This window comes from Pseudomonas sp. MWU15-20650, from assembly GCF_023242475.1.
GTDB lineage: Bacteria > Pseudomonadota > Gammaproteobacteria > Pseudomonadales > Pseudomonadaceae > Aquipseudomonas.
In genome coordinates this window covers 15,417-38,999 of record NZ_JALJFG010000047.1, presented here as the reverse complement: position 1 = coordinate 38,999, position 23,583 = coordinate 15,417, and the positions used below count along the sequence as shown (strand labels likewise).

The following is a 23,583-nucleotide window of genomic DNA, read 5'->3' as shown; positions in this document are numbered from 1 at the left end:
TGGCATTGGGGCGAGCCCCCTCCCACATTTGGATCTCCGGTGTTTTTGAGTCTTGTGTTCAGAAGGCAAACGTTCCATCGAAAACCGGTTTATCGTCCAAGGCCAAAGTCCCACTGGAGAAGATCAGATCCAGGTGGTGGCTGCCTTTCTGCCCGCCGCCCAAGCCCAGGTGCAACCCGCAATGGCGCTCCTCGAACCCGGCGTTACGTGCATACAAGTCCTTGACCCCTTCGTTGGTGCCAATGCCTAGCTCTTCCACGCGCCGGTTGGAAGGGTTGGCGTTCAGGTATTTGTTGAAGTCATCCGCCAACCCAGGCACGTCACTGGCCACGCTGCAAATCGTCGAGTTCTCGATCCACAACTCCAGCGGTGATTGCAGCACGCCATATTTGCGTGCGAACGGAATGGTGCTGAGGAAGGTGCCGACAAACCGTACCTGGCCGTTGATGGCTTCGCTGTGGGTGGCAATTTCGCCGGGGGCCAGGTCGTGATTACCCACACCGTTGATATTGGTCCACTTCTTGATGCTGCTCATCGGCGCTTCCAGGCGTGAGCCGTGTTTGTCGGTGAAGCTCAGCACGTTGGCTTGGGACATGCGGCGGATCAGCGTGGCGTTGAGGTCGGCAATGCGTTGCGGCTCGACGCTGAAGGTGTCGTAGAAGTAGTCGCCGTAATCTTTGAACAGCAGGGATTTCTTCCAGTGCTCTGCCATCACGCCTTGCAGGGCGCGGATAAAGTCCGGGCCTTCGGCGCGTGGGTTGGGCAGGGTCGAAGAATCGTAGAGAAACAAATACAGGTCGCAGGTTTCGATGGCCTGGGCGAGGGTTTCGCTGGGGGTCAGGTCCAGGCGCTGCAGCTGGAAGTTGAAGCGGGCGGCGCTGCCACGGCTGATTGCCTGGGCGATGGCGTCATAGCGCTCGGTATAGCCCAGCAACACGGTAGGACGGCTCAGGCCGTTGAGGGCCGGGTGGTGAGCGAGGTAGTAGAGAAAGTGTTCGACGGCGCGGGCCTTGTCCATGACGTGCGTCCTTCTGTGCCTTGGGTAAGGGGCAGATGCAGTGCACTGCATCTGCCGGGTGCCTGCCGGGTGTTAGAACGGCCACATCGCGGTGCCGAATGGCACAACGGCGTCGGCTTGCATCATTTCAACGGCGGCCTCGTGGGTCGGCGCTTCAAACCAATCGTCGAGTTGCAGTTCGGTTTCCAGGTCGTTTTCCAGTGCTTGCATGGTGTATCTCCTAGAGGACGTTGTTTGATAACGGCTTGCCGGCGGTCTTCGCTGGCAAGTGAAAGAACCTAGGAGAGAGTGTTTCAGAATGCAAAATATTTATTGACACGGTCTCATTTGGATTTTTTGTTCTGTTTTTTCGTGTGGTGTTTTCTTCAAGTAATACAGCGAGCTGGCGGCGCTGATTTGAATGAATTTTCCTTCCGACAATTTTTAGTTAACTGACGGATGTAACGCAGGCTTTCCATGCTGTAACGATTGATTTACGGATAAGTCGCGGCTTTATTGGGCGGCTTTTAACTGTAAGAAATACCTGACAGATCGTCGCATGCGCGCTTCGGGGGCGGCCGTAAGCTGTCGAGCGGTGTACAATGCGCCGCGTTTTACTGTGACCCCCTTGCGTACACACGCAAAAGGCCAAGACCTCAGGGTTTATCCCCCCTGATCACTCCGCCTGGCCACGAGCCAGACGGGTTCGATTTCGTCACAGATAAAAACAAACAGGTGACGCATGACCGTTAGAAAGACGCTGTACTCCTGGTGCCTGCGCTGGGGTTTGAGCGGCGCTGCTTGAGTCGGTAATTCAAGGCAGCTACCTGCATTCAACCTCCTCAAACCTTGCGTGAGACCCTTTTCATGAGTGGACCCCATTCCTCTTCAGGCGAGCTGAAACGCGGCCTGAAAAATCGGCATATCCAGTTGATCGCCCTCGGCGGCGCCATCGGCACCGGCCTGTTCCTGGGCTCGGCCGGGGTGCTCAAGTCCGCCGGCCCGTCGATGATCCTGGGCTATGCCATCTGCGGCTTCATCGCCTTCATGATCATGCGCCAGCTTGGCGAAATGATCGTCGAAGATCCGGTTGCCGGTTCCTTCAGCCATTTTGCCCACAAGTATTGGGGCGGCTTCGCTGGCTTCCTGTCGGGCTGGAACTGCTGGATTTTGTACATCCTGGTGGGGATGTCGGAGCTGACAGCCGTCGGTAAATACGTGCATTACTGGTGGCCGCAGATCCCGACCTGGGTCTCGGCAGCGGCGTTTTTCGTGCTGATCAACCTCATCAACCTGACTAACGTCAAAGTTTTTGGTGAGGCCGAATTCTGGTTTGCCATTATCAAGGTGGTCGCCATTGTCGGCATGATCGCCCTGGGCAGCTACCTGCTGGTCAGTGGCAGCGGTGGCCCGCAAGCCTCGGTCAGCAACCTGTGGGAGCACGGTGGCTTTTTCCCCCATGGCGTCGGCGGGTTGGTGATGGCCATGGCGTTCATCATGTTTTCCTTCGGGGGCCTGGAAATGCTCGGCTTCACCGCCGCCGAAGCTGACCAGCCCCGCACCGTGATCCCCAAGGCGATCAATCAGGTGATCTACCGCATCCTGATTTTCTACATCGGTGCCCTGGTGGTGCTGTTGTCACTGACGCCCTGGGACAGCCTGCTGGCGACCCTCAATGCGTCTGGCGATGCCTACAGCGGTAGCCCGTTCGTGCAGGTGTTCTCGATGCTGGGCAGCAATACCGCCGCGCATATCCTCAACTTTGTGGTACTGACGGCGGCGTTGTCGGTTTACAACAGCGGCACCTACTGCAACAGCCGCATGCTGTTGGGCATGGCCGAGCAAGGCGATGCGCCCAAGGCCCTGGCGAAGATCAACAAGCGTGGTGTGCCGGTGCGCTCGATCCTCGCATCGGCGGCGGTCACCCTGGTGGCGGTGCTGATGAACTACCTGATCCCGCAACACGCGCTGGAACTGCTGATGTCACTGGTGGTGGCCACGTTGGTGATCAACTGGGCGATGATCAGCTTCTCCCACTTCAAGTTCCGCCAGCACATGGACCGCACTGGCCAGGTACCGTTGTTCAAGGCGCTGTGGTACCCGTATGGCAACTACATCTGCCTGGCGTTCGTGGCGTTTATCCTGGTGATCATGCTGATGATCCCGGGGATTCAGGTGTCGGTCTACGCAATCCCGGTGTGGGTGGCGTTCATGGCAGTGTGTTACTGGATCAAGAACAAGCGCCATGCCGAAGCTGCGTTGAACACGGCGAATGCCGCGCTGAAGTAAACACACTCGCGTCACCCTGAAGCTCTGCGCCCTGTTATTCCCGTTGTCGGGAATACAGTGCGCGGAGTGTTCGACCTCAAGGCCATCAGTTTTTTGCAATAACACCCGTCATGTACTGGTTCAAGTCGCGCAGGTCTTGAATGCTCCACGCGTGCGGCGCTAGCGTTACACCATTGTCTTTCAGTGTTTTTGGAATCAAGTTTCCATTGGGCCGAAGTATGACCGAAGAGACAATAACGCCTGGGTAATCCGTCAGGCGCTTTTTGAACGCGGGGGTTGTAAGGTCGGGTGTGGGAGGGCTGCTTTTATTGGCCAGGGGCCCCGTTGCCTTGAGGTTTGCCCCGTGGCACATGGCGCATCTTTGTGAGTAGAGGTTTTTTCCATTGGCACTGTCTGCAAAGGCAAGTGATGTTTGAATAAGCGATAGAGTACCTAGCACAGCAATGAATAGTTTTTTCATTTTATGGGGGCTGGTTTTAAGGGTGAGGTCATTGTCGAGGGGCAACCCCCTGAGTGTTTGTAGCTTTTTGTATTGGCTCATGCTCGGTACTTTTGTAGTTGCTTAAATAGATGTCAATGCCGGAAACTAAATTGGCAAGGCTAACGACACACGAATCCTCTGCCGTCGGAGTGCATTCCCCTGCAGCACGATGACCTGATGGGCCAGCGGCCGATTGGCATCGACTTGAGCGGGTTACGCCTCAATGATGCCAAACTGTTCAAAGGCGCCGTGATTTCCAAAGCCCAGGCGTCGATGGTGTTGTCCGAGTTGGGCTTGTCCGTTGCCTAAGGTTTTTGATTGATGCTGGTAATTTCCAACAACGTGCACCTGCCCGATGCCGAGATCGAGCTGACTGCCATCCGTGCCCAAGGCGCGGGTGGGCAGAACGTCAATAAGGTGTCGAGTGCGGTGCACCTGCGTTTTGATATTCCTGCGTCGTCGTTGCCGCAGTTCTACAAGGAGCGGCTGCTGGCACTGCGCGACAGTCGGATCACCGGTGAGGGCGTGCTGGTGCTCAAGGCCCAGCAGTACCGGACCCAGGAGCAGAATCGCGCGGATGCACTGGAGCGCTTGGTGGAGTTGATCCTCAGCGCTACCAAGGTCGAGAAAAAACGCCGTCCAACCAAGCCGACCCTGGGCTCGAAGAAGCGTCGCCTGGAGTCCAAGACCAAGCGCGGTAGCATCAAGGCCGGGCGCGGCAAGGTGGATTTCTAGGCGTTGCGTGCTTCGCGGGCTTTAGGTGCCTGGCGGTACAGGTACACACTCAACAGCAAGCCACCGGCGGCTGCGAGGGCGGCGAACAGGAAGATCGACGCAAAGCCGAAGCCTGCCGCCACGGCGCCCGCCAGTGGGCCGGTGATGCCCAGCGACAAGTCGATAAACAGTGAATAAGCCCCCACTGCCGAACCCCGGCTGGAGGCCGGCACCAGGTTGACCGCCTCGACCCCCAGCGCCGGAAATACCAGGGAGAAGCCGAACCCGCTCAAGGCCGCGCCGGCCAATGCCAGATGGGCATCCGGCGCCAGCCACAGCAACAGCAGGCCGAGGATCTCCACCGACAGGCAGGCAATCGCCACACGAAAACCGCCGATCCGGTTGATCAGGTTGCCAAACAACAAGCGTGCGCCGATAAAGCTGGCGCCGAACAGGCTCAAGGCCCACACCGCGTTATCCCAATGCTGGGTGGTGTAATACAGGGTGATAAAGGTGGCGATGGTGCCAAAGCCGATGGAGCCCAGCGCCAACGCGCAACCGTGAGGCAGCACACGGCCCAGGACATTCATGAACGGCAAGCGCACGCCGGCCACGATGGGGGCCGCTTCCTTGTTCCAAGCCAACAGTAAGCCCAGTACGGCCAGCAGAATGATGCTGACGCCCATGCTCCATAGCCCCAAGTGGCTGACCAGCAGCACCCCCAACGGTGCTCCGACAGCGAGCGCGCCGTAGCTGGCGATGCCGTTCCATGAGATGACCTTGGCCGTATTCGCCGCGCCGACGCGGCCGATGCCCCAGCCAATGGCGCCCGAGCCCACCAGGCTTTCCGCGCTGCCCAGCACCAGCCGGCCAATGAGCAGGCTGCCCAGGCTGACGGCCGGCAGGCTTGAAAACCACGCCGCGAACAACATGAACACGCCACTCAAGCCGCAACCCACCAAGCCGATCAGTACCGCGCGCTTGCTGCCCAGGTTATCGATGATTTTTCCGGCATACGGACGGCTCAGCAGGGTAGCCAGGTACTGCACGCTGATCACAAGCCCCGCGATAACGGCGCCATAGCCCAGCTGGCTATGCACATAGCCGGGCAATACCGCCAGGGGAATGCCGATATTCAGGTAGCCGATGAAGGTAAACAGCACGATGGAAACGACTTGCAGCGTGACCGTCATGGGGCGCTGGGTATCTGGCATGGGAGAGGTCCACTGTCGCAGCAGGTAAAGATAGGCTGCTAATGATACCGGCGCTTTGACCGCGCAGGGCGGCAAAAATGAAAAACGTCAGCTCAACAAGACGTCAAGCTTGAGCAGGGGCCAGCAGTTGTGTGGTCACCAGGGCTGCCAAGGCGTTTTCCTGGGTGCCGAAACGCTTGAGTAGCACGGCTTGTTTGTCCGCGCTGAGGCGGTTCCAGATTTCGACCATTTGCAAGGCTGCGTCGAGTACAGCGGCGTCCGGGGTGTGGGGAAGGTCAGGGGGCATGGCAGGTATCTCAGATGATTCAGGCAGTGTGGAAAGCGCTTGAAGTTGCGCTTTCCACACGGTCTGGTACGGCGTCAGTCCTGGCTTTTGATGTCGACTGGTTTTGCTTCTTTGGCCTCAGGCTGCTTGTTGCTGGCCTGCTGCGGTGTTGGCTGCTCAGTTGGGTGCAGGCTTGGGAAGGGGAGATTAGGTATCTCGTGCATCGTCGTCGCTCCTCGCAAAGTCTGTTTTTTCAATCGCAGGTGATTCCGCGCTCTCAAAAAGCTTTGGCAGGATACAGCACTGAAAATGACAAAAAGATTTTTATCGCGCGGGATTTACGATTTTTCATTATTTAAACGCAAGTGACATGAGGTCACACCGCTAGAACGGCACTTTCCCGAGAATCATGTCGCGGTACATCACAAAATCCCCCAACAAACTGTAGAACGGGTGTTGAAAGGTGGCCGGGCGGTTCTTTTCAAAGAAAAAGTGCCCGATCCAGGCGAAGGTGTAGCCGGCCACGGGCAAGGCCAGCAGCAGGCCCAGTGAACCCCTGCCGATGGCATACGCGAGAATACCGATTACCAGGGTGGTGCCGACGAAGTGCAGGCGCCGACAGGTGCTGTTGCGGTGCTCACTCAGGTAGTACGGGTAGAACTCGGCAAAGCTGTTGAATTTCCTGATGTTTTCCACGACGCCTGACCCTCTGGTGGATATGCCGCCCGACAGATGTTCGGCGGGGAGCTTATTTGAGTCTAGAGTGATCAGTGGTAACAGCCAGTGACAATAGATGCCACTTTAGTATCCTTGGCTTCCTGGCTGTCGTTTAAGCCTGCTTTATTAAGAAGACGCCATGAGCGAACGAACAACTTCTGCAAGCTGGGCGATGGGGATAGTCAAGGCATTGGAAATGGACGGCCTGGATTGCCGGGCGTTGTTCAAACAACTGGGCCTCGATTACGCCGCCCTCAGTGATCCGGACGCGCGTTTTGCGCAAGACGCCATGACCCGTCTGTGGCAGCGTGCGGTGGAGCTGTCGGGCAACCCGGCGATTGGCTTGAACATGGGCAAGGTGGTGCGGCCTGCATCGTTTCATGTGGCCGGTTATGCCTTGATGTCCAGCAACACGCTGGCCGAAGGTTTTATGCGGCTGGTGCGTTACCAACGCATCATCGCCGAAAGCGCCGATTTGAGCTTCCGACTGTTACCTGAAGGCTATGCGTTGATTCTGACGGTACATGGCGATCACCTGCCGCCGACCCGACAAAGCGCCGAAGCTTCGCTGGCCAGCGCGTTGGCGCTGTGCGGCTGGCTCACCGGGCGTACCCTGCAACCGCGCAAGGTGCTGCTGCAGGGCGATCAACCGGCCGACCTGGCGCCTTATAAACACGTCTTCCATGCGCCGCTGGAGTTCAATGCGCCGTATGACGCGCTGATTTTCGAACACGCCGACATGGAGGCGCCATTACCCACGGCGAACGAGGCCATGGCGCTGTTGCATGATCGTTTTGCCGGTGAATACCTGGCGCGTTTTTCCGAAAGCCGCGTGACCCACAACGCGCGGCAGGTGCTGTGCCGTCTGCTGCCCCAGGGCGAGCCCAAGCGCGAAGCGGTGGCGCAGACGTTGCACCTGTCCCAGCGCACCTTGCAACGGCGTTTGCAGGAGGAGGGCACCAGTTTCCAGACCTTGCTTGATGACACCCGCCGCGAACTGGCCGAGCAATACCTGGCGCAGCCGGGCATGACCTTGTTGGAAATCGCCTACCTGCTGGGCTTTGCCGATCCGAGCAACTTCTTCCGTGCATTTCGTCGCTGGTTCGATACCACGCCCGGCGAATACCGGGCGCGTTTGCTGGACGTGTCGACGGTCAGTGACGCCAGAACGCCGGAATGCACAGCACAAACACCGTAATAATCTCCAACCGCCCCAGCAGCATGCCGAACGACAGGATCCACTTGGCAGCGTCCGGCAGGCTGGCGAAGTTGCCTGCCGGGCCGATGGTTTCACCCAGGCCCGGGCCGACGCCCGATACGGTACTGGCGGCGCCGGTCAATGCGGTCATCCAGTCCAGGCCCAGCAGCGACAGGGCCAGGGCGATGGCGCAGATGGTGATGGCGAAGAAAAATGAAAAGGTCAGGATCGAACGCACGATTTCTTCATCGAGGCGATGGCCGTTGTACTTCTGCTTGATCACCGCGCGGGGGTGAATCAGCTGGTTCAAGTTGGCCTTGAGCAGGATATAGGCGACCTGGAAGCGGAAGATCTTGATCCCGCCTGCCGTAGAGCCGGAGCACCCGCCGACAAAGCCCAGGTAGAAGAACAGCATCAGTGAGAAGTTGCCCCAGATGCTGTAGTCCCCCAGCGCAAAACCTGTGGTGGTGACCACCGACGTGACGTTCACTGCCACGTGGCGCAGGGCATCCAGCCAATGCAAATCGGTGGTCCACCAATACCAGGTGCCGAGCACCAGCCAGGTCACGAGCAGCAGGCCGAGCAAGCCTTGTACCTGCTGGTCTTTGATCAGCGCCCGACGGTTGCCGCGCAACGTGGCCACATAGAGGGTGAACGGCATGCTGCCTAGGATCATCACCACCACCGCCACCCAGTGCACCGCCGGTTGTTTCCAGTGGGCCAGGGACTCATCGGAGGTGGAAAAACCACCGGTGGAGATCGCCGACATCGCGTGGTTGATCGCATCGAACAGGCCCATGCCGGCCCACCAGAACGCCAGGCTACCGAGGATGGTGATGCCCACATACGTCGCCACGATCAGACGCGCCACCATGTGTGAACGGGGCATGACTTTTTCCGAACGGTCCGAGGATTCGGTCTGGAACAGACGCATGCCACCAATGCGCAGCAGCGGCAGGATCGCCACCGCCATGCCAATAAAGCCGATACCTCCGAGCCAGTGCAACAGCGAACGCCAGATCAGGATGCCCGGCGACATGCTGTCCAGGCCACTCAGTACGGTGGAACCGGTGGCGGTGATGCCGGACATGCTTTCAAAAAACGAATCGGTGTAGCTGATGTGCTGGGTCAGCAAAAAGGGCAACGCCGCGAAGATGCACACCACCAACCAACTGCTGACCGTCAACAGGTACATGTCCCGGGGGCGCAGGTGTATGTGTTCGGGGCGGCCGGGGATGACCAGGGCCAGGCCCGCCAGGAAGGTGATCAGGCTGGCCCACAGAAACGAGGGCAGGTCGCTGGTGCGCTCGAATATCACCAGGGTGGCCATCGGGACGACCATGGCGATCGCGAGGGTGATCAGGAAGATGCCGATAATAAAACCGATGATGCGAAGGGTCGGCAACGCCATGAAGAGAGCTCGGGTGATAGGGGAGAGGCGCCATTCTACCTGGGGTGCAGGGTATGTAAACCGAAGTGCCTGGGACCACACCGAGCAAAATGTGGGAGGAGGCTTACCCCACTGCCGGTCCGTTAAGAAGGAACTCTATCACTGTGGCGAGCGGGCTTGTCGAATCGTCGCACCGCCCGCGTTGGGCTGCGCAGCAGCCCCAAAACTGTCTTCTGCGCAGTATCGGGTACAGCGCATTCGTCCTTCTTTGGGGGCGCTACGCGCCCCAACGCGGGACAAGCCCGCTCGCCACAGGTTACCGGTTGCTCGTTCTAGCGCTTAACTGATTTACACGGATCAGAAGTCGTGATCGGCGCTGTCCGGGTTCAGGTCGGTGATGCCCAGCTTGCCCGCAGCGGTCTCGATCGAGCCGGTCTGCTTGACCAGCGCGGCAATCGCGTCGCGCACGATCTGGTTGCCCTTGTCGTTCCCGGCGGCGATCAATTGGTCGTAATGCTCACCGTTGTTGGCGTGGTCAACCATGACCTGGATCTTCGCTTCGGTTGCCGCCAGGTCGGCCTTCAGGGCTGCATCGGCGGCCGGGTCGGCCTTGGCCACCAGGGACGACAGGCTGGCGCCAGTCATTTTGGTGCCGTCAACGCGGGTGTACTCGCCCAGGTAGACGTTGCGGATGCCCTTGGCGTCGTAGAAGTGCGAGTTATGCGTGTTGTCGCTGAAGCAATCCTGCTCGTCTTCGGGCGAGTTGGCTTCCAGGGACACCTTCATGCGCTCACCGGCCAGTTCACCCAGGGACAGGCTACCCATGCCGAACAGCATCTTGCGCAGGCCATCGGTGGCCGGTTCGCTCTCCAGGGTGGCGCGGTAGTTGTCTTCGACGTTGGGCTTCCAGTTGCCGACCATTTCTTCCAGGTCGCTGACCAACAGCTGGGTCACTGCGCGCAGGTAGGTACGGCGACGCTCGTTATGGCCACCCGTTGCACCGTCACCGGTCATGTAGTCTGACGCTGGGCGGTTGCCCGCGCCTGGGCCGGTGCCATTGAGGTCTTGGCCCCACAGCAGGAATTCGATGGCGTGGTAGCCGGTGGCAACGTTGGCTTCGGAACCTCCCAGTTCATTGAGGCTGGCGAGTTTTTCCGGGGTGATGTCCTTGACGTCGACTTTGTCTTCGCCAACCTGGATCTGGGTATTGGCGATGATGTTGGCGTTGGCGCCCGGGTTACCCAGCGCGTGCTCATAGGACTTGTCGACGTAGTCGATCAGCCCCTCGTCCAGGGGCCAGGCGTTCACCTGGCCTTCCCAGTCGTCGATGATGGTGTTGCCGAAGCGGAACACCTCGCTCTGCAGGTAGGGTACGCGGGCGGCGATCCAGGCGGTACGGGCTGCTTTCAGGGTTGCGTCGTTCGGGTTGGCGAGGAAGGTGTCGATCGCCGTTTGCAGGGTTTTGGCGGTGGATTCGGCATCGCTGTACACCGCAAACACCATGTCCGCGTAATGCGCGACGACGGCCTTGGCCGCAGCCTCGTCGACCTGGCCAGCCGGCGTAGCCGCCGGTGCAGTGGTGCTGGCAGCAGCAGGCGCTTGAGGCGCGGCGGCCTTGTCTTTACCTTCGCCGCAACCGGCGAGAGAAATGGCAATGGCCAGCAGACTGGCGGTGGCCAGGGGCATACGAATCATGGCGAACATCCTGCTTCGGTTGTGGATAGGGCGCACGAGGGGGCGCAAAAACTGCGACATAATGCGAAAGATTTGCATTTTGTGTAAAGACTTATGCGCGGGAAATATTTCGTATCGTTTTGCAGTCTCAGAGATTCACCGCTTTATTGCGCTCGGACTGTTTCAAATAAGCCGCCAGTTCTCGCGCCTGCAGCGGTTTGCTGTAGTGATAACCCTGACCCTCATGGCACCCCTCGGAGATGATGTAGGCCTCTTGCTCGGCGGTCTCCACGCCTTCTGCAATCACTTGCATGCCCAGGCTTTTGCCCAGTTGGATGATGGCGCGCACGATGGTCGCGTCGTCATCGTCATCCAGCAGGTCCTGGACGAAGCTCTTGTCGATCTTGATCTTGTCCAGGGGGAGGCTTTTCAGATAACTCAGGGATGAATAACCGGTACCGAAGTCATCAATGGCGATCAACGCTCCGGAACGACGCAAGCTCAGCAGGTGCTGGGCGGCCGTGCTGATGTCTTCCATCAGGCCGGTTTCGGTGACTTCCAGCTCCAGGCTGCGTGGCGGCAGGCGATAGATCTGCATCAGGTTGTTGACCACGCGCGGCAACTCGGTGTGGTGCAACTGCACAGTGGACAGGTTGACGGCCATGCGCAGCTCGCTGAAGCCCAAGTCATGCCATTCGCGCAGTTGCCGGCAAGCCTGGTCCAGCACCCACTCACCAATCGCAATAATGGTGCCGTTCTGTTCCGCCAGCGGGATGAACAGGTCTGGCGGCACCAGGCCGTGTTCCGGGTGTTGCCAGCGCAGCAGCGCTTCGACGCCAACCACGCGATTGTCGCGGTAGCTGATTTGCGGTTGATAGACCAAGTGGAACTGGTCACGGCTCAGGGCATCGCGCAGGTCTTTTTCCAATTCGCGACGCCGGCGCATTTCGCTGTCGACGCTGGCGATATAGAACTGATAACGGTTGCGCGAGCGGCTCTTGGCCAGGGTCATGGTCTGCTCGGCTTTTTGCAGCAGCTTCTCGGTGCTGTCACCGTCTTCCGGGAACAGGGTGATGCCGATGGTGGCACGCAGGCGGATCTGATCCTGGTCAAGTGCGAACTCGGCCTCCAGGTCATCCAGAATACTTTGCGCCAGTTCAGCGGCTTCGTAGGGTTGGTCGATATCGGCTTGCACCAGTGCGAACTGATCGCCGCCCAAGCGGGCAAGTGCACCGAGACGGCCGCTGTGGGCGCGCAAGCGGTCGGCCAGGGCCAGCAGCAGTTTGTCGCCGGCTTGGTAGGTAAATTGTTCGTTGACGCTCTTGAAGTCATCCAGCCCCACGCACAACACCGCCACGCGGCGCTGCAGGCGGCCGGCGTCGATCAGGATCTTGTCCAGTTGCCCCTGCAGCTTCTGGCGGTTGGGCAGGCCAGTGAGAAAGTCATACTGGGCCATGCGCGACAGGCTGGACTCTGCTTCGTGACGCAGGTGGGTATTGCGCTCGATGGATTCGAGCAACTGATTGGCCGTGTTTATCCACAGCCCCAACTCATTGCGTTCGTGCCCCTTGATCTGAGGGATCTTGTGCTCGCTGGGTCGGTCCGGGTTAATCGACGTCAGGTGTTCGATAATCCGTGACAGCGGTTTGGTCAGCAGCCAGTGATAAACCAGATACAGCACCAGGCCCATGGCCAGGGCGCGCAAAACGCCGGAAATGAAGATGATCACCGAATTGACAATAAGGCCTTTGCCGTAGGTGGCCGTGTCGAGGGTGATGCTGAGGTCGCCGTAATATTCGCTATAGGGGCCCTTGCCCACCAATGCAGTGGTGAACGTGCGTTCCTGGCCGAGAATCAGGTCGGTCAACCAGCGAGTGGACGAGGTCTGCAGCGCGCGGCTTTTTTCCGCGAGCATGGTCTCGTTGGGGTGGCCGATGGAGGCCATGCGTACCGCGTCGTCTTGAAACAGCCCCTCGATCACCTGCATGCCCATCTCGCGGTCCAGGCTATAGACCGCCTGGGTCGAGGGGTCGCGAAACATGTCGAGGATACGCTGGGCATCACCTGCCACAGCCTGGCGTGTCTTATAGGCATCAAAAACGATCTGCGCCACGCTCAGCGCCACACCCACGATCAATGCCGACAGCAGCACAACCCGTAGTAACTTCACCGACAAGCTGTTTTTGAGTTCCAGCTTCAAAGGGGCATTCCTTGTCTCATGCGGGTGGCCTTCAATATGCCATGAGTATTGGCAATCTGGTGATGGCAGTCAAAGGGACATTGGGGCTAGCGCAAAAAGTCACGAAAAGTGGAACTAAACTTCGGAACTGTCCACTCAGCTCGAGAGAGGAATACGCCTTTCATTCAATTTCGGAGCATTGACTTATGATCGCAGCAGGAACCGCCGCAGCAGCGTTGGCCCCCGTAGTCCTACCTATGCTGGGTCAGGCAGCGAGCATGGCGGTAGACGTCGGAAAACAGGCGTTGGGCAGCGCAATTAATTTTGCAGGCAGCGCTATGAATCAACAGCAGCAGATCAAGTTCTGACCGAGGCTTGGTTATCCCTGCCGGGCCAGTGCCGGTTAAGAGGTGGCACAGAGAGGTCTCTGCGCCACCGCTTGCTGGCTGCTTTGTCCGTTTGTTCCCTGCAGCATCCGGCTCTGGCCCGGCTCAGGGATAAAGGGGGAGATTATTGTTTGAAGGTAATCGACAGCTTTTCAGCGTCTGAGTCTTTGGAGAACTCAATGGATTTGCTTGAGGCGTCCTGCGCCTCGCCTCCTATCTTCTTAGCCAGGGCATCTGCGAAGGGTTGGATCAATGGCGTGACCGCTTTGACGATATCGCCAACCGCAGGAAGTGCTGTTTTTAACAGGTCGCCCACCACAGGGAGTGAAGCTAATGTGCCGATTGTCATTGTTATTTCTCCGACAGGTAAGAGAGATCAACTCCTCTCGCTGATTATGTGGCGAAGAACGATGACTGAGTTCCGGGGCGGGGGTGACTAATTTTGTTGCGCATGAAAAAGCCCGGCATTTGCCGGGCTCTTTCTACTGCAAGCGTTACTTACGCAGTGAAGGTCTTGCCTTCGAACTGCTCAGCCACGAACTTCCAGTTGACCAGGTTCCAGAACGCTTCCACATACTTTGGACGCAGGTTGCGGTAGTCGATGTAGTAGGCGTGTTCCCAGACGTCGCAGGTCAGCAGCGGGGTATCACCGCTGGTCAGCGGGTTGCCGGCGCCGATGGTGCTGGCCAGGGCCAGGGAACCGTCAGCCTTTTTCACCAGCCAGCCCCAGCCGGAACCGAAGGTGCCGACGGACGTCTTGGTGAACTCTTCCTTGAACTTGTCGAACGAGCCGAACGCAGCGTTGATGGCATCGCCAAGTGCGCCGGTAGGTTGGCCACCGGCGTTTGGCGCCAGGCAGTTCCAGTAGAAGGTGTGGTTCCAGACCTGAGCGGCGTTGTTGAAGATGCCGCCCGACGAGGATTTGATGATCTCTTCCAGGGTCTTGCCTTCGAACTCGGTGCCTGGCACCAGGTTGTTCAGGTTCACGACATAGGTGTTGTGGTGCTTGTCGTGGTGGTATTCCAAGGTTTCCTTGGAGATGTGCGGCTGCAGGGCATCGTGTGCGTAGGGCAGCGGCGGCAATTCGAAAGCCATGATGATTCTCCTAATCAGGTCAGTTGCGGTGAGCGCAAGGCCGATCACGGGCGGCCAAACAAGCGCCGGGGAGTTTGTACTCTTTGCGGCGCAGGGTCCGGATCATAGCACCGGGGTTGCGGCAAAACCACGCAACAACTGTGTGGGATAGAGGTTCCAGAGCGTTTTGGAATAATCCTCAGGCGCTGATCAATTGATAGGCTACGCAGAACATCATCACGGCGACCAGAAGATCCAGCAGGCGCCAGGTGGCGGGGCGCGCGAGCCACGGTGCCAACCACGCCGCCCCCAGCGCGAGGGTGGCAAACCACAGGAACGAAGCGCTGGCGGCGCCTGCCACATACGCACCGGGCTCGGTTTGTTGAGCGCCCAATGAGCCAATCAGCAGCACCGTATCCAGGTACACGTGCGGATTGAGCAGCGTCACCGCCAAGGCACTGAGCAACACGGCACGCAATGAACGTACCTTGAGGTTTTCGCCTTGCTCCAGGCTTTGTTTCGAAAATGCCCGGCGCAACGCCAAGGTGCCATACCACAACAGGAACGCTGCGCCGCCCCAGCGAGCGATTGCCAGCAACAGCGGGTTTTGCGCCAACACCGTGGCCAGGCCGAATACCCCGGCGGCTACCAGGATGGCGTCGCACACGATACACAGCGCCGCCACCGGCAGGTGATGTTCACGGCGCAGGCTTTGCGCCAACACAAAAGCATTCTGGGTGCCGATCGCCATGATCAGGCCGAGGGCCACTAACAGCCCGTTCACATAACTTTGCCACATAGGATTTACTCCGCGTTCGCTGCCAATTGGCGTAATACATCCATGGCCCGTTCGGCATCGGCACGGCCGACAAACAGATGGTCGTGGTAATAGCCGGCGATCACGTTGCAGCTGATACCGGCCTGGCCGAGCGCACTGGCGAAGGCCGCGGTCAGGCCCACGGCTTCGAGGGCTGAGTGCACGTTCAAGGTGATCCAGGCGGCTATATAGTCAAAGCCCAACCCGGCGCGTTCAGCCTGTTGGCGCTCGACAATCAGCGTCAGCCCTTCTTGTTCACGAAAACTGCCGATGACCTCGCAACCTTCGGGTAGACGGTGGTCGGGCAGGGTGCAGAACACGTATTCACCCGCATTCAGATGCGGGCTCATGCTGCGCAGCAGGGTTGCCAGGGCGGTTTCGCCAGCCATAGGAGGTTCCTTGAAAAGAGAGAGAAGCAATGCTGGTCATTCTCATGGGTCAAGCTGTATAAGAAAAACAAATATTGCTGATCGCTCATTAGAGAAACTGATGTTCGACTATAAATTGCTCTCCGCCCTGGCGGCGGTGGTAGAACAGGCTGGCTTCGAACGTGCAGCCCAGGTGTTGGGGCTGTCGCAGTCCGCCATTTCCCAGCGCATCAAGTTGCTGGAGGCACGTATCGGCCAACCGGTGCTGGTCAGGGCTTCGCCGCCGACCCCCACGGATATTGGCCGGCGCTTGCTCAACCATGTGCAACAGGTGCGTTTGCTGGAACGCGACCTGCAAAGCCAGGTGCCGGCGCTGGATGAGGAGGGCATGCCCGAACGCCTGCGCATTGCTTTGAATGCCGACAGTCTCGCCACGTGGTGGGCCGAGGCGGTCAGCGACTTTTGTGCCGAGCAGCATGTGCTGCTGGACTTGGTCGTGGAAGACCAGACGGTCGGCCTCAAACGCATGCGCGCCGGCGAAGTGGCGGCGTGCATCTGCGCCAGTGAGCGCCCGGTGGCGGGTGCGCGCAGCCTGTTGCTGGGCGCGATGCGCTATCGGGCGCTGGCCAGCCCGACCTTTATTGCGCGGCATTTTCCTGAAGGTGTGCGTGCCGATCAATTGGCACGCACACCCGCGCTGGTGTTTGGCCCTGATGATTTCCTACAGCACCGTTACCTCGCGTCCCTGGGGGTGGACGGTGGTTTCGAACACCATTTGTGCCCGTCATCCGAAGGTTTTATTCGCCTGACGGAAGCCGGCCTGGGCTGGGGGTTGGTGCCCGAATTGCAGGTACGCGATCAGCTGGAAACCGGCGTATTAGTCGAGTTGTTGCCAGATAAGCCCATCGATGTGCCGTTGTACTGGCATCATTGGCGCAGTGGTGGACAATTGTTGGGGCTGTTGACCGACCACCTGGCCCAGGCGTGTGGCCAATGGTTGGTGCCCTATCAGCAGTGACAAGCGTCAAGCTGCAAGCTGCAAGTGAAGAACTCGCAGATCGTTTTTAACTTGCAGCTTTAAGCTTGGCGCTTTCAGCTGCATCCGTAGGAGGCTTCATGAAAATTCTGGTCACCGGCGCAAGCGGCTTCATCGGCGGGCGCTTTGCACGTTTCGCCCTGGAGCAGGGCCTGGACGTGCGGGTCAACGGGCGACGCGCCGAGGGTGTGGAACACCTGATTCGGCGCGGTGCCGAGTTTATCCAGGGTGATTTGAATGATGCCGACCTGGTGCGCGACCTCTGCCACGATGTCGAAGCCGTGGTGCATTGCGCCGGCGCCGTCGGGCTGTGGGGAAAATATCAGGACTTTCATCAAGGTAACGTGCTGGTCACCGAAAACGTCGTCGAAGCCTGCCTCAAGCAACGCGTCGGGCGCCTGGTACACCTGTCGTCGCCGTCGATCTACTTTGACGGCCGCGATCACTTGGGGCTGACCGAAGAACAAGTGCCCAAGCGCTTCAAACATCCCTATGCCGCCACCAAATACCTGGCTGAACAAAAGGTGTTCGGTGCCCAGGAATTCGGCCTTGAAGTACTGGCCTTGCGCCCGCGCTTTGTGACTGGCGCCGGTGACATGAGCATCTTCCCCCGCCTGCTGAAAATGCAGCGCAAGAATCGCCTGGCGATTGTGGGTGATGGCCTGAACAAGGTCGACTTCACCAGCATCCACAACCTCAACGAAGCGCTGCTCAGCAGCTTGCTTGCCACCGGCTCGGCCTTGGGCAAAGCCTACAACATCAGTAATGGTGCGCCGGTGCCGGTGTGGGATGTAGTGAACTACGTGATGCGGCAAATGGACATGCCCCAAGTGACCCGTTATCGGTCCTACGGTTTTTCCTACAGCGTGGCGGCGTTGAACGAGGCGTTCTGCGCGATGTGGCCGGGGCGCCCGGAGCCGGCGTTGTCGCGCCTGGGCATGCAGGTGATGAACAAAGATTTCACCCTCGATATCAGCCGGGCGAGGCATTATCTCGACTACGAGCCCAAGGTCAGCCTGTGGACCGCGCTCGACGAATTCTGCAGTTGGTGGAAGGCCCAGGACCCGAGCCTCAAATAGGCTCACAGCCGGCAACACATCGGGAACCGAATTCCTGCTTCCGGGTCGACCTATGCGTCGGGAGCACGGTTTATACTCCTGCCGCTTAGCCATCTCATTGATTCAGGGTAGATTCATGCGTAACGATGCTAACGACGATTTCGACAACGTTCCCACCTTGCGGGCCGACCCTGGGGATGATGACGATTTCGTGCCGACTCCCGCCACTTCGGTACGCTCGCGCACCGCGCCGGTGGTCCGGGTCAAGAGTGCCAGCACTGGCCCGTTGTGGGCATTGGTCGGCGCGCTGCTGATTGCCTTTGCCGGTCTTGCCTGGTGGAGTTTCCAGCAGATCTCCCTGATGGGGCAGCAGTTGGTTGCCACCCAGGAAAGTTTTGCGCGTATCAGCGAGGAAGCGGCGGGGCGCCTGCAGGACATTTCCGGCAAGGTGGTCGCCAGCGAAGCCAACGTCAACAATGGCAGCGAAGCGCTGAAGCAGCAGATCAAACAGTTGGAAACCCAATTGCTGGAGCAGGGCAAGCAGCAAGTCGGCGTGGCCGGGCAGGCGAGCGAGCTGGATCAGCGCCTGGCGCAAATGGCCGCCAGTACCAACGACCTGTCGAGCGCCAATGCCAAGCTGCAAGGCCAGGTACAGGCCCTGACTGACGCCGTTGCCAGCCTCAAAGCGGCACAGGCGGAAACCAAGGACCTGTCCACTGATGTGGCCGCCTTGAAGAAACAGGGCAACCCCAGCGCGGCGATCGCCCGCCTCGAGCAGGACCTCCTGGTACTCAAGAGCGCGCAGGAAAACCAGGCCGTTAACAGCGACGCACCGACCAACAAAGAGTTCGACGTGTTCCGCATCCAGACCACTCGCAATATCACCACCCTGCAGAGCCAGGTACAGAACCTGAACCAGCGCCTGAATGCACCGGCGACGGTCACGCCGCTGGGTCAATGATCGGGGTTGTGAGCTGTAAATCAGATTAAACAGTGGGAGGGGGCTTGCTCCCGATGGCCGTGGGTCAGCTACAGATAAACTGACTGATCCACCACCATCGGGAGCAAGCCCCACACATTTGGATGTTTATGGATCAGATGGATCTCATTCAGTGTGTGCTCTTAAAAGAAGCTTGATTGTCACCAGCTGGTGACATTTCCCTTCCCCTTCGTTACTTGCCCCTCCCGCGCCCTTGTTTAGACTTCGGTCATCCCATAAAAAATAATAAGGGCCACCCATGACCACGCAACCACTGCCTGCCAGCAGTTGGCTGAATGCACCTGCCCATCACGCCTGGCTTGCCGCCGAAGGCCAACGCCTGCTGGCCTTTGCCAAGGCTTCTCGCTTGCCGGACGGTTTCGGCAACCTGGACGACAAAGGCCAACTGCCGGCCGATGCTCGCGCTGAAACCATGAACACCGCACGCATGACCCACAGCTTCGCCATGGCCCAGGCCATGGGGCTGCCCGGCTATGCCGAGCTGGTCGAACACGGAGTGACAGCCCTCAGTGGCCCACTGCGCGATCATGAGCACGGTGGCTGGTTTGCCACCCCCCAGGCCGTTGATGGCAACACAGGTAAAGCGGCTTACCTGCACGCGTTTGTCGCGCTGGCGGCGAGCTCGGCCGTGGTGGCCGGCGCCCCCGGTGCGCAGGCCTTGTTGAACGACGCCGTGCCTATCATCGACCAATTTTTCTGGAGCGAGGAGGAGGGCGTAATGCTCGAATCCTTTGCCCGGGACTGGCGCGGCGTCGAAGCCTATCGCGGCGCCAACAGCAACATGCACGCCACGGAAGCGTTCCTGGCCCTGGCCGATGTCACCGGTGACACGCGTTGGCTGGACCGCGCGCTGCGCATCGTCGAGCGTGTGATCCACACCCATGCAGCGGGTAACCAGTTCATGGTGATCGAGCATTTCGACGCTGCGTGGAAGCCGCTGCGCGGCTACAACGAAGACAACCCCGCCGATGGCTTCCGCCCTTACGGCATCACCCCCGGCCATGGTTTCGAATGGGCGCGGCTGGTGCTGCACCTGGAAGCCGCGCGCCTGCAGGCCGGGCTGGCCACGCCAGACTGGCTGGTGAGCGACGCCAAAGGCTTGTTCGCCAGCGCCTGCGAGTATGCCTGGGCCGTCGACGGCGCCCCGGGCATCGTCTACACCCTGGACTGGAACCAGCGCCCGGTGGTACGCGAACGCCTGCACTGGACCCATGCCGAAGCCAGCGCCGCAGCGCAAGCGTTGCTCAAGCGTACCGGCGAGTTGCATTACGAGATTTGGTACCGCCGGTTCTGGGAGTTTTGTGAAACCCACTTTATCGACCGTATCAACGGCAGTTGGCACCACGAACTCAGCCCGCACAACCAACCCAGCAGCAAGATCTGGGGAGGCAAACCGGACCTGTACCATGCCTGGCAAGCGGTCGTGCTGCCTGTACTACCCTTGTCACCGAGCCTGGCCAGTGCTTTAGGTCGGGGCAGCTATGTCACAAAGTGGTGACATTTGTACGTCCCTTTGTTACCTGCGCCTTTAAAATCCATGTTTAAACTCCGTGCAGCGCAAGCTCTAGACTTGCATGCATAACAACAAGAAAAGGTACTCAGATGAACGCGATTAATCGCCTCGCCGTCGCTATTTCCATTGCCTCGATGTTTCCCCTCAGTGTATTTGCAGCCGACTCGAAAGGGACGGTTGAAGTGGTGCATTGGTGGACGTCCGGCGGTGAAAAGGCGGCCGTGGATGTCCTGAAGGCCCAAGTTGAGAAAGACGGCTTCACCTGGAAAGACGGTGCCGTCGCAGGTGGCGGTGGCGCCACGGCCATGACCGTGCTGAAAAGCCGCGCGGTCGCCGGCAACCCACCTGGCGTTGCCCAGATCAAGGGCCCCGACATCCAGGAATGGGCGTCCACCGGCCTGCTCGACACTGACGTGCTCAAAGACGTCGCTAAAGAAGAGAAGTGGGATTCCCTGCTCGACAAGAAAGTCTCCGACACCGTGAAGTACGACGGCAACTACGTCGCCGTACCGGTCAACATCCACCGCGTCAACTGGCTGTGGATCAACCCGGCCGTCTTCAAGAAAGCCGGTATCACCAAGAACCCGACCACCCTCGAAGAGTTCTACGCCGCCGGCGACAAGCTGAAAGCGGCGGGCTTCATTGCGCTCGCCCACGGCGGCCAGCCTTGGCAGGACAGCACCGTATTTGAAGCGGTGGTCCTGTCGGTGATGGGGGCCGATGGCTACAAGAAAGCCCTGGTCGACCTGGACAACGCTGCACTGACCGGCCCGGAGATGGTCAAGGCGCTGACCGAGCTGAAGAAAGTCGCGACCTATATGGACGTTGACGGCAAAGGCCAGGACTGGAACCTCGAAGCCGGCAAAGTCATCAACGGCAAGGCCGGTATGCAGATCATGGGTGACTGGGCCAAGTCCGAATGGACGGCTGCCAAGAAAGTCGCCGGCAAAGACTATGAGTGCGTAGCCTTCCCGGGCACCGACAAAGCCTTCACCTACAACATCGACTCCCTGGCGGTGTTCAAGGTCAAAGACAAGGGTACCCAGGCCGGTCAGCAGGACATCGCCAAAGTCGTGTTGGGTGAAAACTTCCAGAAAGTCTTCAGCATCAACAAAGGCTCGATCCCCGTTCGTAACGACATGCTCCACGAAATGGACAAGCTCGGCTTCGACTCTTGCGCCCAGACCGCGGCCAAGGATTTCCTTGCCGACGCCCAGACTGGCGGCTTGCAACCGAGTATGGCCCACAACATGGCCACCACTTTGGCGGTACAAGGCGCGTTCTTTGATGTCGTGACCAACTACATCAACGACCCGAAAGCCGACCCGGCCGACACCGCCAAGAAACTCGGCGCTGCGATCAAGTCTGCCAAGTAACGCTTAGTAGCTGGTCCTTGTGAGGGGAAACCCCCTGACCCCTCACAAGGCAGGCTCCTGTAGTCCTTTTCCCTGTATTGGATTTCCCCATGAGTTCTGTTGCTGTGTTCAGCAAAGCCTCGCCGTTCGATGCACTGCAGCGCTGGCTCCCCAAGCTGGTGCTGGCGCCCAGCATGTTCATCGTGCTGGTGGGCTTCTACGGTTACATCCTGTGGACGTTCGTGCTGTCGTTCACCACGTCCACGTTCCTGCCAAGCTACAACTGGGCGGGCCTTGCGCAATACGCGCGGTTGTTCGACAACGACCGTTGGTGGGTGGCGAGCAAGAACCTGGCCGTCTTCGGCGGGATGTTCATCGGCATCACCCTGGTGATCGGCGTGACCCTGGCGATTTTCCTCGACCAGAAAATCCGTCGTGAAGGCTTTATCCGCACCATCTACCTGTACCCGATGGCGCTCTCGATGATCGTCACCGGTACCGCCTGGAAATGGCTGCTCAACCCGGGCATGGGCCTGGACAAACTCCTGCGTGACTGGGGCTGGGAAGGCTTCCGTCTCGACTGGCTGATCGACCCCGACCGCGTGGTCTACTGCCTGGTGATCGCCGCTGTCTGGCAAGCCTCCGGCTTCATCATGGCGATGTTCCTCGCTGGGCTGCGTGGCGTTGATCAGTCGATCATCCGCGCCGCCCAGATCGACGGTGCCAGCCTGCCGCGCATCTATTGGAGCGTGGTGCTGCCAAGCCTGCGCCCGGTGTTCTTCAGCGCAGTGATGATCTTGGCGCACATCGCGATCAAGAGCTTCGACCTGGTGGCGGCGATGACCGCCGGCGGCCCGGGCTACTCGTCCGACCTGCCTGCCATGTTCATGTACTCGTTCACCTTCAGCCGTGGCCAGATGGGCATGGGCTCGGCCAGTGCAATCCTGATGCTCGGCGCGATCCTCGCGATCATCGTGCCTTACCTGTATTCCGAGCTGAGGACCAAGCGCAATGACTAGTCTCGCCTCCAAACCTGCCATCAGCCTGGGTCGCATCGCGATCTACGCGGTGCTGATCCTTGCCGTGCTGCTGTACCTGGTGCCGCTGGTGGTCATGTTGCTGACCAGCTTCAAGACCCCGGAAGACATCAGCACCGGCAACCTGCTGAGCTGGCCGACCGTGGTCACCGGCATCGGTTGGGTCAAAGCCTGGGCCACTGTTGACGGTTACTTCTGGAACTCGATCAAGATCACCGTGCCGGCAGTGCTGATTTCCACCGCCATCGGTGCATTGAACGGCTATGTGCTGTCGTTCTGGCGCTTCCGGGGTTCGCAGCTGTTCTTCGGCCTGCTGTTGTTCGGCTGTTTCCTGCCGTTCCAGACCGTGCTGCTGCCGGCGTCGTTCACCCTCGGCAAGATGGGCCTGGCCAGCACCACCACGGGCCTTGTGTTTGTACACGTGGTCTATGGGCTGGCGTTTACTACACTGTTTTTCCGTAACTACTACGTGAGCATTCCTGATGCGCTGGTGAAAGCCGCACGCTTGGATGGTGCAGGGTTTTTCACCATCTTCCGTCGGATCATCCTGCCGATGTCGACCCCGATCATCATGGTCTGCCTGATCTGGCAGTTCACCCAGATCTGGAACGACTTCCTGTTCGGCGTGGTGTTCTCCAGCGGTGACTCCCAGCCCATCACGGTGGCGCTGAACAACCTGGTCAACACCAGCACCGGGGCCAAGGAATATAACGTGGATATGGCGGCGGCGATGATCGCCGGGCTGCCGACCCTGCTGGTCTATGTGATCGCAGGCAAGTATTTCGTGCGCGGCCTCACGGCCGGCGCGGTCAAGGGGTAAT

At 59.3% G+C, this 23,583-nt stretch carries 25 protein-coding genes; 12 read left to right on the top strand and 13 right to left on the bottom strand.

The window, feature by feature from the left end:
* Positions 1-58 precede the first annotated feature (58 nt).
* Positions 59-1,018, bottom strand: a complete 960-nt coding sequence (locus M5B43_RS25250; protein WP_248752611.1) for a leucyl aminopeptidase — start codon at positions 1,016-1,018, stop codon at positions 59-61.
* 72 nt (positions 1,019-1,090) lie between these two features.
* Positions 1,091-1,228: a hypothetical protein gene (locus M5B43_RS25245; protein WP_003175756.1), complete on the bottom strand. Its 138-nt coding sequence runs from the start codon at positions 1,226-1,228 to the stop codon at positions 1,091-1,093.
* Between the two features lie 636 nt (positions 1,229-1,864).
* Here M5B43_RS25245 and M5B43_RS25240 point away from each other — a divergent pair.
* Positions 1,865-3,286 carry an amino acid permease gene (locus M5B43_RS25240; protein WP_248752610.1) on the top strand — a complete coding sequence of 474 codons (1,422 nt, stop codon included), beginning with the start codon at positions 1,865-1,867 and terminating at the stop codon, positions 3,284-3,286.
* 85 nt (positions 3,287-3,371) lie between these two features.
* Here the strand turns inward: M5B43_RS25240 and M5B43_RS25235 are convergent, their stop codons facing one another.
* Positions 3,372-3,746, bottom strand: coding sequence for a c-type cytochrome (locus M5B43_RS25235; protein ID WP_248752612.1), 375 nt, complete (start codon positions 3,744-3,746; stop codon positions 3,372-3,374).
* Between the two features lie 198 nt (positions 3,747-3,944).
* On the opposite strand from M5B43_RS25235, the gene M5B43_RS27310 reads away from it, so the two are divergent.
* Together M5B43_RS27310 and arfB are read left to right on the top strand one after the other, a co-directional pair.
* Positions 3,945-4,076 carry a hypothetical protein gene (locus M5B43_RS27310; protein WP_283099608.1) on the top strand — a complete coding sequence of 44 codons (132 nt, stop codon included), beginning with the start codon at positions 3,945-3,947 and terminating at the stop codon, positions 4,074-4,076.
* Between the two features lie 12 nt (positions 4,077-4,088).
* Complete coding sequence (gene arfB, locus M5B43_RS25230) at positions 4,089-4,502, top strand: alternative ribosome rescue aminoacyl-tRNA hydrolase ArfB (protein WP_248752609.1); 414 nt, start codon at positions 4,089-4,091, stop codon at positions 4,500-4,502.
* Here arfB and M5B43_RS25225 read toward each other — a convergent pair.
* Together M5B43_RS25225 and M5B43_RS25220 are read right to left on the bottom strand one after the other, a co-directional pair.
* A complete protein-coding gene (locus M5B43_RS25225; RefSeq protein WP_248752608.1) occupies positions 4,499-5,695 on the bottom strand; it encodes an MFS transporter in 1,197 nt (398 codons plus the stop codon). The genes arfB and M5B43_RS25225 overlap by 4 nt on opposite strands.
* A gap of 103 nt (positions 5,696-5,798) precedes the next feature.
* Positions 5,799-5,981, bottom strand: coding sequence for a hypothetical protein (locus tag M5B43_RS25220; RefSeq protein ID WP_248752607.1), 183 nt, complete (start codon positions 5,979-5,981; stop codon positions 5,799-5,801).
* Positions 5,982-5,995: 14 nt separating this feature from the next.
* Between M5B43_RS25220 and M5B43_RS25215 the strand changes: the two genes are divergently transcribed.
* Positions 5,996-6,319 (top strand): hypothetical protein, encoded by a 324-nt coding sequence (locus tag M5B43_RS25215; protein ID WP_248752613.1) that lies wholly within the window; start codon positions 5,996-5,998, stop codon positions 6,317-6,319.
* A 25-nt stretch (positions 6,320-6,344) separates the two neighbouring features.
* On the opposite strand, the gene M5B43_RS25210 is transcribed toward M5B43_RS25215, so the two are convergent.
* On the bottom strand, positions 6,345-6,656 hold the full coding sequence (locus tag M5B43_RS25210; protein WP_248752606.1) for a DUF962 domain-containing protein: 312 nt from the start codon (positions 6,654-6,656) through the stop codon (positions 6,345-6,347).
* Between the two features lie 160 nt (positions 6,657-6,816).
* On the opposite strand from M5B43_RS25210, the gene M5B43_RS25205 reads away from it, so the two are divergent.
* Entirely contained in the window at positions 6,817-7,875 is a 1,059-nt protein-coding gene (locus M5B43_RS25205) for an AraC family transcriptional regulator (RefSeq protein ID WP_248752605.1), read from the top strand.
* On the opposite strand, the gene M5B43_RS25200 is transcribed toward M5B43_RS25205, so the two are convergent.
* The 7 genes from M5B43_RS25200 to M5B43_RS25170 all read right to left on the bottom strand — a co-directional run bounded on the left by M5B43_RS25200 (position 7,832) and on the right by M5B43_RS25170 (position 15,784).
* On the bottom strand, positions 7,832-9,286 hold the full coding sequence (locus M5B43_RS25200; RefSeq protein WP_248752604.1) for a TrkH family potassium uptake protein: 1,455 nt from the start codon (positions 9,284-9,286) through the stop codon (positions 7,832-7,834). The two genes, M5B43_RS25205 and M5B43_RS25200, sit on opposite strands and share 44 nt — an antisense overlap.
* Positions 9,287-9,622: 336 nt before the next feature.
* Positions 9,623-10,960, bottom strand: coding sequence for an imelysin family protein (locus M5B43_RS25195; protein ID WP_248752603.1), 1,338 nt, complete (start codon positions 10,958-10,960; stop codon positions 9,623-9,625).
* Between the two features lie 127 nt (positions 10,961-11,087).
* Positions 11,088-13,139 (bottom strand): GGDEF domain-containing phosphodiesterase, encoded by a 2,052-nt coding sequence (locus M5B43_RS25190; protein WP_248752602.1) that lies wholly within the window; start codon positions 13,137-13,139, stop codon positions 11,088-11,090.
* Between the two features lie 489 nt (positions 13,140-13,628).
* On the bottom strand, positions 13,629-13,853 hold the full coding sequence (locus M5B43_RS25185) for a hypothetical protein (protein ID WP_248752601.1): 225 nt from the start codon (positions 13,851-13,853) through the stop codon (positions 13,629-13,631).
* A gap of 149 nt (positions 13,854-14,002) precedes the next feature.
* Positions 14,003-14,599, bottom strand: a complete 597-nt coding sequence (locus M5B43_RS25180) for a Fe-Mn family superoxide dismutase (protein WP_248752600.1) — start codon at positions 14,597-14,599, stop codon at positions 14,003-14,005.
* Between the two features lie 178 nt (positions 14,600-14,777).
* Positions 14,778-15,377 carry a LysE/ArgO family amino acid transporter gene (locus M5B43_RS25175; RefSeq protein ID WP_248752599.1) on the bottom strand — a complete coding sequence of 200 codons (600 nt, stop codon included), beginning with the start codon at positions 15,375-15,377 and terminating at the stop codon, positions 14,778-14,780.
* A gap of 5 nt (positions 15,378-15,382) precedes the next feature.
* The gene (locus M5B43_RS25170; RefSeq protein WP_248752598.1) at positions 15,383-15,784 is read right to left on the bottom strand and encodes an ACT domain-containing protein; all 402 of its coding nucleotides are present in this window, start codon (positions 15,782-15,784) and stop codon (positions 15,383-15,385) included.
* A gap of 100 nt (positions 15,785-15,884) precedes the next feature.
* On the opposite strand from M5B43_RS25170, the gene M5B43_RS25165 reads away from it, so the two are divergent.
* The 7 genes from M5B43_RS25165 (at position 15,885) to M5B43_RS25135 (ending at position 23,582) form a co-directional block, all read left to right on the top strand.
* Positions 15,885-16,781, top strand: coding sequence for a LysR family transcriptional regulator ArgP (locus M5B43_RS25165; RefSeq protein ID WP_248752597.1), 897 nt, complete (start codon positions 15,885-15,887; stop codon positions 16,779-16,781).
* 98 nt (positions 16,782-16,879) lie between these two features.
* Positions 16,880-17,878, top strand: coding sequence for an NAD(P)-dependent oxidoreductase (locus M5B43_RS25160; protein WP_248752596.1), 999 nt, complete (start codon positions 16,880-16,882; stop codon positions 17,876-17,878).
* Positions 17,879-17,993: 115 nt separating this feature from the next.
* Entirely contained in the window at positions 17,994-18,818 is an 825-nt protein-coding gene (locus tag M5B43_RS25155) for an ATPase (protein WP_248752595.1), read from the top strand.
* 277 nt (positions 18,819-19,095) lie between these two features.
* Positions 19,096-20,355 (top strand): AGE family epimerase/isomerase, encoded by a 1,260-nt coding sequence (locus tag M5B43_RS25150; protein WP_248752594.1) that lies wholly within the window; start codon positions 19,096-19,098, stop codon positions 20,353-20,355.
* 104 nt (positions 20,356-20,459) lie between these two features.
* Positions 20,460-21,746 carry an ABC transporter substrate-binding protein gene (locus tag M5B43_RS25145; RefSeq protein ID WP_248752593.1) on the top strand — a complete coding sequence of 429 codons (1,287 nt, stop codon included), beginning with the start codon at positions 20,460-20,462 and terminating at the stop codon, positions 21,744-21,746.
* 89 nt (positions 21,747-21,835) lie between these two features.
* Positions 21,836-22,744, top strand: a complete 909-nt coding sequence (locus tag M5B43_RS25140) for a sugar ABC transporter permease (protein WP_071484412.1) — start codon at positions 21,836-21,838, stop codon at positions 22,742-22,744.
* Positions 22,737-23,582 carry a carbohydrate ABC transporter permease gene (locus M5B43_RS25135; protein WP_248752592.1) on the top strand — a complete coding sequence of 282 codons (846 nt, stop codon included), beginning with the start codon at positions 22,737-22,739 and terminating at the stop codon, positions 23,580-23,582. Before M5B43_RS25140 ends, M5B43_RS25135 begins: the two co-directional genes overlap by 8 nt.
* Position 23,583 lies beyond the last annotated feature (1 nt).